Raw genomic sequence first — 12,559 nt, forward strand, 5'->3', positions numbered from 1 at the left:
TGCGATCCGGTGCATGGCAGCTGGGAAACTGGCCGAGTGGAACTCCGCACCGCCTCCCTGCCCGTTGCCCTCACCCCGCTCGGAATCGCCGAAGGCCGCCCGGTCCTCGTCATCCCCGGCGGACCGTGCCGCCCACCCGAGTACCTCACCGATTTCGCCGGACTCGGCGAACAGCACCCCCTCGTCGTGCTCCACCCGCGCGGCACGCCCGCATCCGGCGGTCTCTCCCGAGGATGGTGGACGGACGCCGAGGACGTCGTCGCGGCGATCGACGCGCTGGGCCTCGATGCGATCGACATCATCGGCCATTCGGCGGGCACGCGCCTTTCACTCGCGGTCGCGACCCGCTTCCCCCACAGGGTGCGCTCCCTGGCCCTCGTGACGCCGCCCGCGACCTGGCTGACCGGCACCACGCACGACGGCGAGGAGATCGTCGCGCTCCGCACCGATGTCGAGGGGATCGACGGGTACGCATCCGTCGTGAACGACGAGCCCGAGACCCAGGACGCGTTCGAGGAGGTGTTCCACCGGCAAGCCCCCGCTACCTATGCGCACTGGACCGCCGCCGAGCAGGCGCACGCGAGCATCGGGCGGATGAGTCTCGCCGCGGCGGAGGCCTGGTTCCGAGAGATCCCGGCCAATGCGGTCGAGCTCATCCGCACCGCATCGCTGCCGCCCGCGCTCATCGTCGGCGGCGACGTCGACCTGCTCACCGGTCGGCGCCCCGTCGAGGAGTACGCCGCGGTGTTGGGGGCCGAGCTCGCCATGATCAGCGATTGCGGCCACTACCCCTGGGTGGAGAAGCCGAACGAGTTCCGCCGCATCCTCGATGAATGGCTCACCGCTCGGGCCTGATCACGACACTCTCTGCATAGTTCACGTTTACGTGTACTATCCGTCTCATGACTTCCGTGCTCAACCGCGCCACCGCGACGCACACCGCGGCTCTGGCACGGCTCGGACACGCCCTCTCTGACCCGACGCGCGCGGGGGTCCTCCTGGCCCTGCGCGAGGCTCCGGCATACCCGTCCGACCTCGCCGACGCTCTCGGCGTCTCACGCCAGGTGATGTCCAACCAGCTCGCGTGCCTCCGCGGATGCGGCCTGGTCGAAGCGATCCCTGAAGGCCGTCGCACCTGGTATCGCCTCGCCGACAGCCACCTCATCCCCGCGCTGGACGAGATGCTCAAGGTCGTCCTCTTCGTCGAACCGGGCTGCTGCGCGGGCGAGACCTGCACCTGCGCATGAGCACGACGACCCCGCCCAGCAGCGAACGCCTCCGCGTGCTCCGGCGCCGCATCCGCTGGATCGTGACGGCGACGATCGCCTACAACGTCGTCGAAGCGGCCGTCGCACTCGCCGCCGGCGCCGCCGCATCCTCGGCGGCGCTCGTGGCATTCGGTCTGGACTCGACGATCGAGGTGCTCTCGGCGGCGGCGGTCGCCTGGCAGTTCACCCGCCGAGACCCGGAGCGCTGGGAGCGCAGCACACTCCGCGCGATCGCCGTCGCCTTCTTCGCGCTCGCGGCGTACGTCGCCGCGTCGTCGGCGTGGGCGCTGACGACGCGCGTCGAAGCGGAGCACTCCCTCATCGGCATCGTCCTCACGGCGCTCAGCGTCGTGGTCATGCCGTTCCTCTCGCTCGCCGAGCGACGCGCGGGCCGGGAAGCGGGCTCCGCCACCGCCGTCGCCGACTCGACCCAGACGCTTCTGTGCGCGTACCTCTCCGCCGCGGTGCTGCTCGGGCTCGTTCTCAACAGCGCGTTCGGATGGTGGTGGGCCGACGCGCTCGCGGGCCTTGTGATCGCCGCGTTCGCCGTCCGAGAGGGCGTCGAGGCATGGCGCGGCGACGCCTGTGCGACCTCGGTCGGAATGGTGCTCGAGAACGAGCACTGAGCGCGGTTCAGCTCTTCGAGCCGCTGACGGCCAGCACTCCTCCGAGGCCGATCATCATGACGCCCCCGGCGCCGGAGAGTGCGGAGATACGGCGCCGCGAACGGGCGAACCAGGCACGCGCCGTCCCCGCGGCGAGCGCCCACACGCTGTCGCACACGAGAGCGAGCGTCTGGAAGATGAGACCCAGCAGCAACAGTTGCAGCCACACCGTCCCGGCCGCCGGGTCGACGAACTGCGGCAGGACCGCCACGAAGAACGCGATGGTCTTGGGGTTGGTGAGCCCCACGACGAATCCCTGGCGCAGGAGCGTGAAGGTCGAGACCGGGGCCCGGTCGACACCGTCCACGCGGGCGCGGCGGTGACGGATCGCCTGGATCCCGAGCCAGACGAGGTACGCGGCACCGGCGATCTTGATGATCGTGAAGGCGACGACGGATGCCGCGACGATCGCGCCGACGCCGAAGGCGACCGCCACGACCGCGGGCACCGTGCCGAGGGCGTTTCCGACGACGCTGAGAACGCCCGCCCGACGCCCGAGCGCGATCGAGCGTCCGATGACGAAAAGCACGCTGGGCCCGGGGATCACGATGATCACCACCGACGTCACGACGAAGGCGACCAGGTTCTCGAACGGGATCATGGCCGAACTCTAGCGGTCGGTCGCTTGCGGCGGAGTCAGTGGCTCCGACCCAGCCGTTCGAACGTCGCGGCCTGCGAGCGCGAACAGCCGATCGGCGTCAACCCTTCACCCTCGCCGTCACGGATGCGGTCAGTCGCGACCGTGGTCGACGACCGCTTCCTCGGCGGCGTCCATCGCCGCCTCGCCCTCTTCCTGCGACTCCGACCCGCCGGATGCGGCGGAGTCGTGGGTCTTCTCGTTGTGCTCGTCGCGTCCGGTGTTCTCGACGTTGCTCATCACGGTCTCCCTCGTGTTCGTTGCCTTCGGATTCGGGACACGTCCAGTCCACTCCTTCGTTGCGACCTGCACAGGGGGGTTGCGCAGCACGCACATGGTGCACAACTCAGCACCCGCCGCCCGACCGGGAACTCCCGCGAAACCTGGGCTCCACCTATGCGTCAGCAAAGAATCACGAAAAGGTAACGGAAACCTCTTCCCCTCCGTTATCTCACCGTTATAGAGTGCTCGCACGGTAGTTGTTTTGCTGTGGCAGCTACCGACATGTGATTGCAGGACACTCTTGGTGCAAAGGGACAAGGGCCGGTCGGAAGCCTCTCCGACCGGCCCTTACTGCGTCACCGGAACACTCGCGAAACCGCCAGCAAGCACCGTGATCACCGCCTCGACCTGAGCGTCATCCCGCGTCGTGAGCCACCACCCCGCGAGCCCGTCCGCCGCCGCATGGATCGCCGAGACCACCACCTGCGGCGATGCCAGACGGACACCTTGCTGCGCACGCCAGATCTCGAGCCGCTCCGCGATCATCCGCCGATACGCGGCGGATTCGGCACGGGCCGCGTCCACCAGAGCGTCGGATGCACGGGCGAGAGCGGTCAGTTCCGCCAGCCGCTCGAACCTACGGGGGTCGGAGCGCACCTCCGCCAAGAAGGACCCCAGCGCCACGGCCACCGCCACCTCCAACGTCTCGGCAGGCAACGGCTCAGCCCAGACCCGCGCGGCGAGGCGCTCGGACTCCCGATCCAGCAACGCGGCGACAAGAGCGGCCTTCGACCCGAACGCGTAGTTCACCACACGATGCGCCACGCCGGCACGTTGCGCCACCGAGCGCAAGGACAGAGCGCCGGCGCCGTCCTCGACCATGACCTCCACCGCCGCATCCAGGAGTTGTCTGCGACGTTCGGCCACTCCGAGATAGGGCCGCGACTGCGCTTCATCCTTCACAGCATCCTCCGAGCCGATGGTCGATCCCCGCATTCATACTAGTTTTATCCACTCGGACCAATTGGAGTCGCCATGTCGGACATCATCATCACTCCCGCCCGCGCCGAGGAACTGCGCCTCGCGGCCGCGATCCTCGCCGAGGCCTTCGAGCACGACCCGGTTCTCGGGGTCATCGTGCCGCAGCGCGACCGCCGACGCGAGCGATTGACGGATTTGTTCGAGGGCACGCTGAGCGCCGGCCCCTACGCGACGGGGACGGTCGACCTCGCCCGCGACGCCGACGGCGAGCTGCTGGGCGTCGCGGCGTGGGAAGGACCCGAAGCACGCCGCGGGGCGCTCGGGCGTCTCGCGCAGCGGCTCCCCCTCTTCGTCCGCTCGATCGGATGGATGCGGCTCGGCCGCGCATTCGGACTGCTGAGCCGGATGGAGCGATACCGGCCGACGGTGCCGCACTGGTACCTGGCCGAGATCGGCGTCAGCTCCCGCGCCCGCGGTCGAGGCGTGGGAGCTGCCCTGCTCTCCACACACCTGCGCGCGCTCGACACCATGCGCCAGAACGCGTACCTCGAGTCATCGACCCCCGACAACCGGCGCCTGTACCGGCGACTCGGCTTCGAGGAACTCGCTCCCATCACGGGCCTTCCCGGGGCCCGGCCGGTCGCGATGCTCCGCCGTCCGGCGGGCTGAGGCACGACGCCACTCGGCCGGCGACATCCCCACCCACCGCCGGGTCGCGCGCCGCAGCGACCGCGCATCCGCGAAGCCGGCTGCAGCCGCCACCTCGCCCAACGACGGAGCGGATGCGGCGAGCAGCCGCTCCGTCAAGCGGCGCCGCTGATCGTCGACGAGCGCGCCGTAGGACGTGCCGGCATCGGCGAGACGCCGCCGGAGAGTGCGCTCGCTCATCGATGCGGCACGCGCGTGTGTCGTGAGGGGGAGCACTTCCGGCAGCTCCGCCGCGATCCGGGCGGCGATCCGGGCGACCAGCTCGCGACGATCCACCGCCGACGCCGCCTCCGCCTCGAGCCCGGCGCACGTCGCCGCGAACGTCCACCGATCCGCGTATGGGTTCGATCGCTCGGCCAGACGCCCATCCATCCACCAGGCGTCCTGCGCGGCCGCGAACCGCACCGGTGCACCCAGGCCGCGTTCATAGGCCCCCGCATCCGCCGGCCGCGCACGCGCGAGATCGATGCGCTCCGGTCGCGCCGCGCCCGCGGAGACGTCGTGCACCATGCGCGTGAAGTGAGCGAAGGCGGCGTCGATCAGCACCCGATCCACGGACGCGTCACCGGTGTAGGTTTCGGCGACCACCGCGAGCGAGCGCCCATGCTGTTCCAGACGCCAGCGCACCGGAGAGCCGGCCAACATCTGGAACCGCACGGCGACCTCGATCGCGTCGCGGATGCGGGAGGCCGACAGCATCGCCAGCCCAAGCATCCCGAGGACGGTCACCGGCTGCCGCCGCCCGAGCTCGACTCCGAGAGCGGAATCGTCGAGAGCTGTGCCCGCCGCGGCGACGATCAGCCGCATCTGCGACAGCGAGACCCGCGTGCTGTCGGCATCGAGAGAGGCGCGGTCGACGCCCGCACGACGCAGCGCGTCGTCGATGCTCACGCCGCGCTCGTCAGCGAGGCTGAGGAGATGGCGAAGGAGGTGAGGGCCGACCGTGGCCGTCCGGGGGACGCTCATGGGGTCATTCTCTCTGACCTCCGAGGTCCGCAGGAACGACCGTCGAAGCCCGCAGCGCGCCAGAAGCACCCCTTAACGTGTTGCGCACCCAACCGACGAAGAGGACGCCCGTGAGCCCCACCGCACAGGAGCGCGTCACGCGCGCCGTCATCCGCACGCTCGGGGCGCTGCCCGCCCCTCTCCAACGCCTCATCGCCGGCCGGCCGGTCGAGATCGACGGCCAGCGCCTACTCACCGAGGTGCAGATGGCGCTCCGGCTGCTCAACGCGCTTCCCGGCGCCGCCTTCGAGGAACTGCCGCTGGCGCAGGCCCGCGCGCAGGTGGATGCGGAGGCGCGGATCTTCGGGCGCAGCGATCCCGTCGCCCTCGTCGAGGACATCCGCATCCCGACGCGCGGCGGTGGCGTCGGCGCACGTCTCTATCAGGGGTCGGCGACGAGAGCGCCGAGCGGCACCGTGGTCTACTTCCACGGCGGCGGCTGGGTGGTCGGCTCTCTCACGTCGTGCGACTCCGTGTGCCGCTTCATCGCCGCACACACCGATCTGCGCGTCGTGTCGGTCGACTACCGGCTGGCTCCCGAGCATCCGTTCCCCGCGGGCGTCGAAGACGCTGTCGACGCGTACCGCTGGGTACGCGATCACCCGGAGTGGGGCACGACGGTCGCCGTCGCGGGCGACAGCGCCGGCGGCAACCTGAGTGCGGCCGTCTGCCAGCTGACCGCCGATGCCCCACCGGATTTCCAGCTGCTCTTCTTCCCCGTCACCGACACGAGCAAGAAGCACAGGTCCTACTCCCTCTTCGGCGAGGGCTACTTCCTCACCGAACGGCAGATGGACTGGTACATCCAGCACTACCTGCCTCGCCCCGCCGACCGCACGGACCCTCGCGCGTCACCCCTGTTGGGCGAGCTGGCGGGACAACCGCCTGCCCACGTCGCCGTTTCGGGCTTCGACGTGCTGCGCGACGAGGGCATCGCGTACGCCGAGCGTCTGCGCGCGGCGCGAGTGCCGACCACACTGCAGGTCGTGCCCGGCCACATCCACGCGTTCGTCAACGCCACCGGCGTCGGCCGGACGAGCAGCGCGGCCCTGACCGAAGCGGTCGATGCGCTCGTGGCGGGCATGCGCGCGGCGCGTCTGACGCGTTAGTACACGCCGTGCGCGCGCCTGCGCGCACGGGACTCGACGACCACCCCGACCGTGCCCACGACCCACAGCGCGAACGTCGCGCTCATGGCCAACCGCAACTGGTCCCGTGTGTACGCGGCGGGATCGGCGCCCTGCAGATCGAGCACGACCCCGATCACGTAGACGAGCACGAGCGCCGCGATGAAGCCGCCCATGTTGACCACGCCGGTCGCGGTCGACAGGCGTGAGAGCGGGTTGTCCCGGCGCACCACGTCGAAGGCGATCATGGATGCGGCGCCGCCGCTGGAGAGGGTGACGACCCACACGACGAGCAACCACAGCGGAGCCTCGCCCGGGGTGATGAGCACAGCGGCCAGCGCTACCGCCTGGGCCACGACGGAGCCCAGAGCGATCAGCGCTCGGCGACCGGGATGCGCGGCCGAGAGCATGCCCATCAGAGGGGCGAACACCGCGCCGCTCAGCACGAACACGGTCACCAGGCCCGCGGCCGCATCGCGCGAGAGCCCCTCGCCCGCCATGAGGAAGGGAATGCCCCACAGCAGCGCGAACGCCGTGCCGGCGAACGGCGTCACGAAGTGGATCCAGAACCCGAGGCGCGTGCCGGGCTCGCGCAGCGCCGCGACGACCAGCGCAAGCTGGCGTGGGCGCGGCCTGCCGCCGACGGCCACGGGCCGACCCCGCTCGCGGATGATCAGCGCGTCGAGAACGGCGAAGACGACGAAGACTCCGGCGACGGCGGCGAAGGCGCTCTCCCAGCCGATACCGTGGGCGAGGGATGTGAGCAGCACCACGCTGAGCACCTGGCCGAGCTGACCGAACTGCGCGGTGATCTGCTGCAGCACCGGCACGCGCTTAGCGGGCAGCCAGAGTGCGATGAGACGCAAGACGCTGGGGAAGATCAGCGCGTCGCCGGCCCCGGTCAGAAGGCGCGCCAGGATCGCGGAGGGCACGTCGGGGGCGAACGCCAGCCACAGCGAGCCTCCGGCCATCGTCAGCATCCCGACCGTTCCGATGACGCGGGCACCCCAGCGATCCAGCAGCAGACCCGCCGGGATCTGCATGGCGCCGTAGACCATCAGCTGGAGCGTGGTGAACAGCGCGAGCGTGCTGGATCCGGCGTCGAACCGCACCGCCATGTCGGTGCCGAGACCCGCCAGCGAACTGCGACCCACGATCGCGACGAGGTAGGTGAACGCGCCGGCGACCCAGATGATCCAGGGCAGGGCCCCGCGAGCCGGGCCCGGGACGCGAATCGTGCCGGTCGAGGCTCCGTAGTCGGTCATTTCGGGTGCGGGGCAGCCGGGAAGGGGCGCACTCCGCGAGCGAAAGACATCGACCTTATTCTACCGAGCGCTCAGACGCCGCCTCCGCCGCCTCCGCCACCGCCCCCGCCGGCGGAGCCGCCCCCGGTCGAGCCGCCGGAGCTGCTCGAACTGGAGACGGCCGCGGCCGAGAGTGAACTGACGCCGCTCGTGAAGGCGCTCACGTTGAAGGCGGTCGCTCCGGCGTACCAGAGAGGCGCGCCGGTGCTCTCGTAGTAGACGGCCAGCTGGGCCGCCCACTGCTTCTCCAGGCCGAACACCACCGCATAGGGCAGCAGCGGCTCGTAGATCGCGAGGACCGCCGCTGCATCCGTCGCGTCGACCGGACGACGCTCGGCTGTCTGAGGCGACTGCAGCATGCGGATGCGGTCGGCCTCCGCCCAGCTGATGAAGAGCCGCAGCCCCGCGAGCCGTTCCCGGGTCTCGGCACCCTCGGGGCTCACGGGACGGTGCGCCAGCAGGAGGAAACCGATGGCACCGATCAGCGCCCCGACGATGAACATGGCCACGGGAGCGGCCGGGTCGACCTGCGCGGACAGCGCCAGTGCGCCCGTGACGATGGTCGCGGCCGTCGTGAGGATCAGCGCCCAGACAGCCGGTCGCCTGCGCCCCGGCGGCACACTGCGATACATGCCGCGCTCGTCCAACTCGGCCCCCGCCCACATCCGCATGTTCTCCGCCGTCTTCGCGAGGCGCGTGCTGCGCTCACCGAACGCGAACTCGGCGCCGGGCGGGGCGTCCTCGTCGAACAGCGCGTCGATGAATTCGCGGCCGTCCTCACGGGCGAGGGAGGGATCCACCAGCACCGCCCGCAGCTTGGGGCGCGCGCGGGATCCGCCCGGCACCTCCTCGATGCGGATCGCGCCCCGCACGGCGAGTTCCAGCAGAGCCGCGGGCGCGGCTTTCGAGAGCTTCGACAACAGCACTGCGGCGGTCAGGGGTGTGACGCCTGCAGGAGGTTCGTACTCGGCGACCACGACGCCGCGTCCAGGAGAGTCGCGCAGCACCCGACGCCAGACGACGATCGCCCATGCGAACGCGCCCAGGAGAGCCAGGAACGACCCGCTCTGGGCCCAGCCCCAGCCGGAGGCGAAGTAGCTGCTGTCGAACATCACGAAGGTGCCCGGCTCGAACCCCACTGACAGCGTGACCGTCTGGCGCGGCGCGACGTTCGCCACCGATACGGATGCGGCCGCCGCATCCGTATCGAGAGTGATCGGGCACGTCGTCGTGTCCCCCTGCATGCCGACGTAGCAGGCGGCCTGGCCGGTGAGGGAGTCGGCGAGCGCGGGATCGACGTGGAGGGTCGCGGAGACGGAGCCGAAACTCTGCCCCCACTCGACGCCGTTCACGTCCCAGTAGAACTCCTCCGTCCCCGTCTTCGGGAAGTACCAGGCGACATTGCTCAGGTCGTAGGTGAAGACGTAGGTCTGCGCGCCGTGCACGAATCCGTCGACGCGCGAGGTCACGCTCCACGTTCCGTCGTCGCTGTCCACCTCGGCGTCTCGCGGCGCGCCCGTCTCGTCGGTGACGGAGACGAGTTCGGGCCGCAGCGGCTGGCCGTTGTACGTGTCGGGGATGGCGCGGCGCATGCCGTGGTTCTGGTCGGTGTCGGGGAACTCGGCGACGAAACGCTCGACGACGTGCAGCCGGGAGGTGCCGTCGTCCGCGCGGGTCAGCGTGTAATCGACGTCGAGGCTGCGGAACGTGAAGTCGTCGACGCCGGCGTGAACGATCGTGGCGGGTTTCGGGGGTGCGGGCGCCTGCGGTGCGGCGGCGAATCCCGTCACTGTCAGAGCGAGGGCGAGAGCGGATGCGGCGGCGATGACGCGCGTGATTGCCCCAGCGATCATGGCACCAGCCTATGCCGGGCACGGCGTACGCTATCGGGCATGAGCGACCGCCGTCTGGCCATCGACGCCTGGGAGAGCCTGTTCCGGGCCCAGCACGAGATCTTCGCTGAGGTGGGTGCCGACTTCGAGCAGAGCGGCCTGCAGCAGGGCGAGTACGACGTGCTCCTGACCGTCACCCGGGCGCCCGACATGTCGGCGCGGCTGCGCGACGTGACGCGCAACATGCTCATCAGCCAGCCCAGCGTCTCGCGCCTGGTCGACCGGATGGTCGCCCGCGGGCTGCTCTCCAAGTGCACCGACCCCGACGACGGCCGCGGCGCCATCGTCCGAGCCACCGACACGGGTGCGCGTCTGTTCCGCTCCATCGCGGCCGTGCACAGCCGATCGATCGCCGAGCACATGTCGACCCTCGACGACGATGAGCTGCGCACCCTGCTGGATCTCACGCAGAAGCTCCGGCCCCGTCGGGACTGAGCGCCCGCTCAGCACTCGATGACGTTGACGGCGAGACCGCCCTCGCTCGTCTCCTTGTACTTCGTCGACATGTCGATGCCGGTCTGACGCATCGTCTCGACGACCGTGTCCAGCGAGACGTAGTGCGACCCGTCGCCGCGCAGCGCGAGTCGGGCGGCGGTGACCGCGGTGGCGGCGGCGATCGCATTGCGTTCGATGCACGGGATCTGCACGAGCCCTCCGACGGGGTCGCAGGTGAGACCCAGATGGTGCTCCATCGCGATCTCGGCGGCGTTCTCGATCTGCGCGGGGGTGCCGCCCATGACGGCGGTGAGACCGCCCGCCGCCATCGCGCAGGCCGAGCCGACCTCGGCCTGGCATCCGCCCTCCGCCCCGGAGATCGAGGCGTTCGCTTTGAACAAGGATCCGAGCGCGGTGGCCGTCAGCAGGAAGCGCCGGATGCCGCGCGGCCGTTCGTCGTCGGCGATCGCCCGGTCGAGGCCGACGCCCGCATCCGCGAGGAAGCGCCACCAGTACATGGCGACGGCGGGAAGGATGCCGGCAGCCCCGTTCGTGGGCGCCGTCACCACCCGCCCGCCGGCGGCGTTCTCCTCGTTGACGGCGAGCGCGAAGGCTCCCAGCCACTCGCCGGGGAGCTCGCGGTGGCCGATCGCCTGCGCGCTCTCGAGCTGCGCACGCAGCGAGCCGGCGCGACGCTTCACGCCGAGCTGGCCGGGGAGCACGCCGTCGTGGGCGAGCCCCGCCGCGATGCAGGCGCTCATCGCGGCCCAGATCGCGTCGAGGCCGGCGCGCACCTCGTCCTCGCTGCGCCAGGCTTCCTCGTTGCGGCGGGCGATCTCCGCGATGGAGAGGCCGGTCTCGGCGCAGAGCGCGAGCAGTTGGGCGGCGCTGGAGTACGGGTGGGGCACGGCCGCAGGGGCAGCTGCCGCCTCGCCGTCGCGGCGGATGAAGCCGCCGCCGATCGAGAAGTAGGTCTCGGTCGCGACGGGCTCGCCCGCCGCATCCCATGCCGTCAGCGTGAGGGCGTTCGGGTGCTCGGGACGACGCACGCGGGGCGAAAGCACGATGTCGTCCGCGCGGAAGCGGATCGAGTGGATGCCGGCGAGCATGAGCCTCGCGTCGTCACCAATGGCCGACCAGGCGCCGCGCACGAGGTCGGGATCCACCGTGTCGGGGCGGTGGCCCGCGAGCCCCGCGACGATCGCGTCGGGGGTGCCGTGCCCGATGCCCGTCGCGCCCAGGGAGCCGAACAGCTCGCACCGCACACGATCCACGCGCTCCAGTAGCCCCGCATCCGCGAGTCGGCCGGCGAAGACCCCGGCGGCGCGCATCGGCCCGACGGTGTGGGAGCTCGAAGGTCCGACACCGATGGAGAACAGCTCGAACGCCGAGACGTATGCGCTCACCCCGTCAGCCTACGCTCGGCTCCTCCGGACGCGGCCGGGTCACTCCTCGACGGCGATCCGCTCGGGGCTCGCGTAGACGTTCAGAGACGTCCCGCGGGAGAACCCCACGAGCGTGAGGTGCATCGACGACGCCAGCTCCACAGCGAGCGAGGAGGGCGCCGAGACGGCGGCCAGCACGGGGATGCCCGCCATGATCGCCTTCTGCGCGAGCTCGAAACTCGCACGGCCCGACACCTGCAGTACCGTGCCTACCAGCGGCAGCCGGTCGGCGAGCAGCGCCCAGCCGATCACCTTGTCGACGGCGTTGTGGCGCCCGACGTCCTCACGCAGGACGAGCATCTCGCCCGTCGCGATGTCGAAGAGCGCCGCCGCGTGCAGACCACCCGTCTTCTCGAACAGTGCCTGACCGCTGCGCAACGTGTCGGGGAGCGAGGCGAGCCACCGCGCGGGAGCGCGGCTGTCGTCGGCGGACAGGTCGAAACGTGACACCTTGGTGATCTGTTCGATGGATGCGGCTCCGCAGACGCCGCAGGAGCTCGTCGTGTAGAAGTTGCGGGCCGCATCCTTGGCGGGGATCTCGCTGCCGGGCGCGAGGGCCATGTCGAGCACGTTGTAGGTGTTCTCGCTCTGGGGTGCACCGACGGGGGTGCTTCCCGGCCCTCCGCAGTGGATCGCGCTGCGGACGTCGGAGCCGGCGGCGATGACGCCCTCCCCCGCGAGGAACCCGGCGGCCAGCTCGAGATCGTGACCCGGGGTGCGCATCGTCACGACGAGCGGCTCCCCGCTCACGCGCACCTCCAGCGGTTCCTCCACGACGACCGTGTCCGCGCGGCGACGTGTCGAGACGCCGTCGTCCGTGAAGGCGATGCGTGTGACCGGTGTGCGCTCGGTGAGTCTTCCCATGCCGCG

14 protein-coding genes are annotated in these 12,559 nt (G+C 70.7%); 6 read left to right on the top strand and 8 right to left on the bottom strand.

What is annotated here, in order from left to right; translation table 11 throughout:
* The first annotated feature begins 36 nt into the window (after window positions 1-36).
* Genes SK224_RS02060 through SK224_RS02070 form a run of 3 tightly spaced genes read left to right on the top strand, consistent with a single transcriptional unit; the run spans window position 37 to window position 1,894 of the window.
* Window positions 37-855, top strand: coding sequence for an alpha/beta hydrolase (locus SK224_RS02060; protein ID WP_320433167.1), 819 nt, complete (start codon window positions 37-39; stop codon window positions 853-855).
* Between the two features lie 47 nt (window positions 856-902).
* Window positions 903-1,247 carry a metalloregulator ArsR/SmtB family transcription factor gene (locus SK224_RS02065; RefSeq protein WP_320433168.1) on the top strand — a complete coding sequence of 115 codons (345 nt, stop codon included), beginning with the start codon at window positions 903-905 and terminating at the stop codon, window positions 1,245-1,247.
* A complete protein-coding gene (locus SK224_RS02070; protein ID WP_320433169.1) occupies window positions 1,244-1,894 on the top strand; it encodes a cation transporter in 651 nt (216 codons plus the stop codon). The genes SK224_RS02065 and SK224_RS02070 overlap by 4 nt, the downstream gene beginning before the upstream one ends.
* A gap of 7 nt (window positions 1,895-1,901) precedes the next feature.
* Here SK224_RS02070 and SK224_RS02075 read toward each other — a convergent pair whose 3' ends face one another.
* The 3 genes from SK224_RS02075 to SK224_RS02085 form a co-directional block, all read right to left on the bottom strand.
* Window positions 1,902-2,534 (bottom strand): LysE family translocator, encoded by a 633-nt coding sequence (locus SK224_RS02075; RefSeq protein ID WP_320433170.1) that lies wholly within the window; start codon window positions 2,532-2,534, stop codon window positions 1,902-1,904.
* Window positions 2,535-2,663: 129 nt separating this feature from the next.
* Window positions 2,664-2,810: a hypothetical protein gene (locus tag SK224_RS02080; protein ID WP_320433171.1), complete on the bottom strand. Its 147-nt coding sequence runs from the start codon at window positions 2,808-2,810 to the stop codon at window positions 2,664-2,666.
* Window positions 2,811-3,140: 330 nt separating this feature from the next.
* The gene (locus SK224_RS02085; protein WP_320433172.1) at window positions 3,141-3,788 is read right to left on the bottom strand and encodes a TetR/AcrR family transcriptional regulator; all 648 of its coding nucleotides are present in this window, start codon (window positions 3,786-3,788) and stop codon (window positions 3,141-3,143) included.
* Between the two features lie 39 nt (window positions 3,789-3,827).
* On the opposite strand from SK224_RS02085, the gene SK224_RS02090 reads away from it, so the two are divergent.
* The gene (locus tag SK224_RS02090; protein ID WP_320433173.1) at window positions 3,828-4,442 is read left to right on the top strand and encodes a GNAT family N-acetyltransferase; all 615 of its coding nucleotides are present in this window, start codon (window positions 3,828-3,830) and stop codon (window positions 4,440-4,442) included.
* Here SK224_RS02090 and SK224_RS02095 read toward each other — a convergent pair.
* Window positions 4,326-5,447 (bottom strand): AraC family transcriptional regulator, encoded by a 1,122-nt coding sequence (locus SK224_RS02095; RefSeq protein ID WP_320433174.1) that lies wholly within the window; start codon window positions 5,445-5,447, stop codon window positions 4,326-4,328. The two genes, SK224_RS02090 and SK224_RS02095, sit on opposite strands and share 117 nt — an antisense overlap.
* Before the next feature lie 110 nt (window positions 5,448-5,557).
* On the opposite strand from SK224_RS02095, the gene SK224_RS02100 reads away from it, so the two are divergent.
* Window positions 5,558-6,595, top strand: coding sequence for an alpha/beta hydrolase (locus SK224_RS02100; RefSeq protein WP_320433175.1), 1,038 nt, complete (start codon window positions 5,558-5,560; stop codon window positions 6,593-6,595).
* Here the strand turns inward: SK224_RS02100 and SK224_RS02105 are convergent.
* Entirely contained in the window at window positions 6,592-7,878 is a 1,287-nt protein-coding gene (locus SK224_RS02105; protein WP_320433176.1) for an MFS transporter, read from the bottom strand. The two genes, SK224_RS02100 and SK224_RS02105, sit on opposite strands and share 4 nt — an antisense overlap.
* 71 nt (window positions 7,879-7,949) lie before the next feature.
* Complete coding sequence (locus SK224_RS02110) at window positions 7,950-9,770, bottom strand: DUF2207 domain-containing protein (protein ID WP_320433177.1); 1,821 nt, start codon at window positions 9,768-9,770, stop codon at window positions 7,950-7,952.
* Window positions 9,771-9,809: 39 nt separating this feature from the next.
* Between SK224_RS02110 and SK224_RS02115 the strand changes: the two genes are divergently transcribed.
* The gene (locus SK224_RS02115) at window positions 9,810-10,244 is read left to right on the top strand and encodes a MarR family winged helix-turn-helix transcriptional regulator (protein WP_234074534.1); all 435 of its coding nucleotides are present in this window, start codon (window positions 9,810-9,812) and stop codon (window positions 10,242-10,244) included.
* An 8-nt stretch (window positions 10,245-10,252) separates the two neighbouring features.
* Here SK224_RS02115 and SK224_RS02120 read toward each other — a convergent pair whose 3' ends face one another.
* Together SK224_RS02120 and fdhD are read right to left on the bottom strand one after the other, a co-directional pair.
* The gene (locus SK224_RS02120) at window positions 10,253-11,650 is read right to left on the bottom strand and encodes an L-serine ammonia-lyase (protein WP_320433178.1); all 1,398 of its coding nucleotides are present in this window, start codon (window positions 11,648-11,650) and stop codon (window positions 10,253-10,255) included.
* Between the two features lie 39 nt (window positions 11,651-11,689).
* Window positions 11,690-12,553 carry a formate dehydrogenase accessory sulfurtransferase FdhD gene (gene fdhD / locus SK224_RS02125; RefSeq protein ID WP_320433179.1) on the bottom strand — a complete coding sequence of 288 codons (864 nt, stop codon included), beginning with the start codon at window positions 12,551-12,553 and terminating at the stop codon, window positions 11,690-11,692.
* Between the last annotated feature and the right edge of the window lie 6 nt (window positions 12,554-12,559).

This window comes from Microbacterium sp. BG28 (genome assembly GCF_034044005.1).
Taxonomy (GTDB): Bacteria; Actinomycetota; Actinomycetes; order Actinomycetales; family Microbacteriaceae; genus Microbacterium.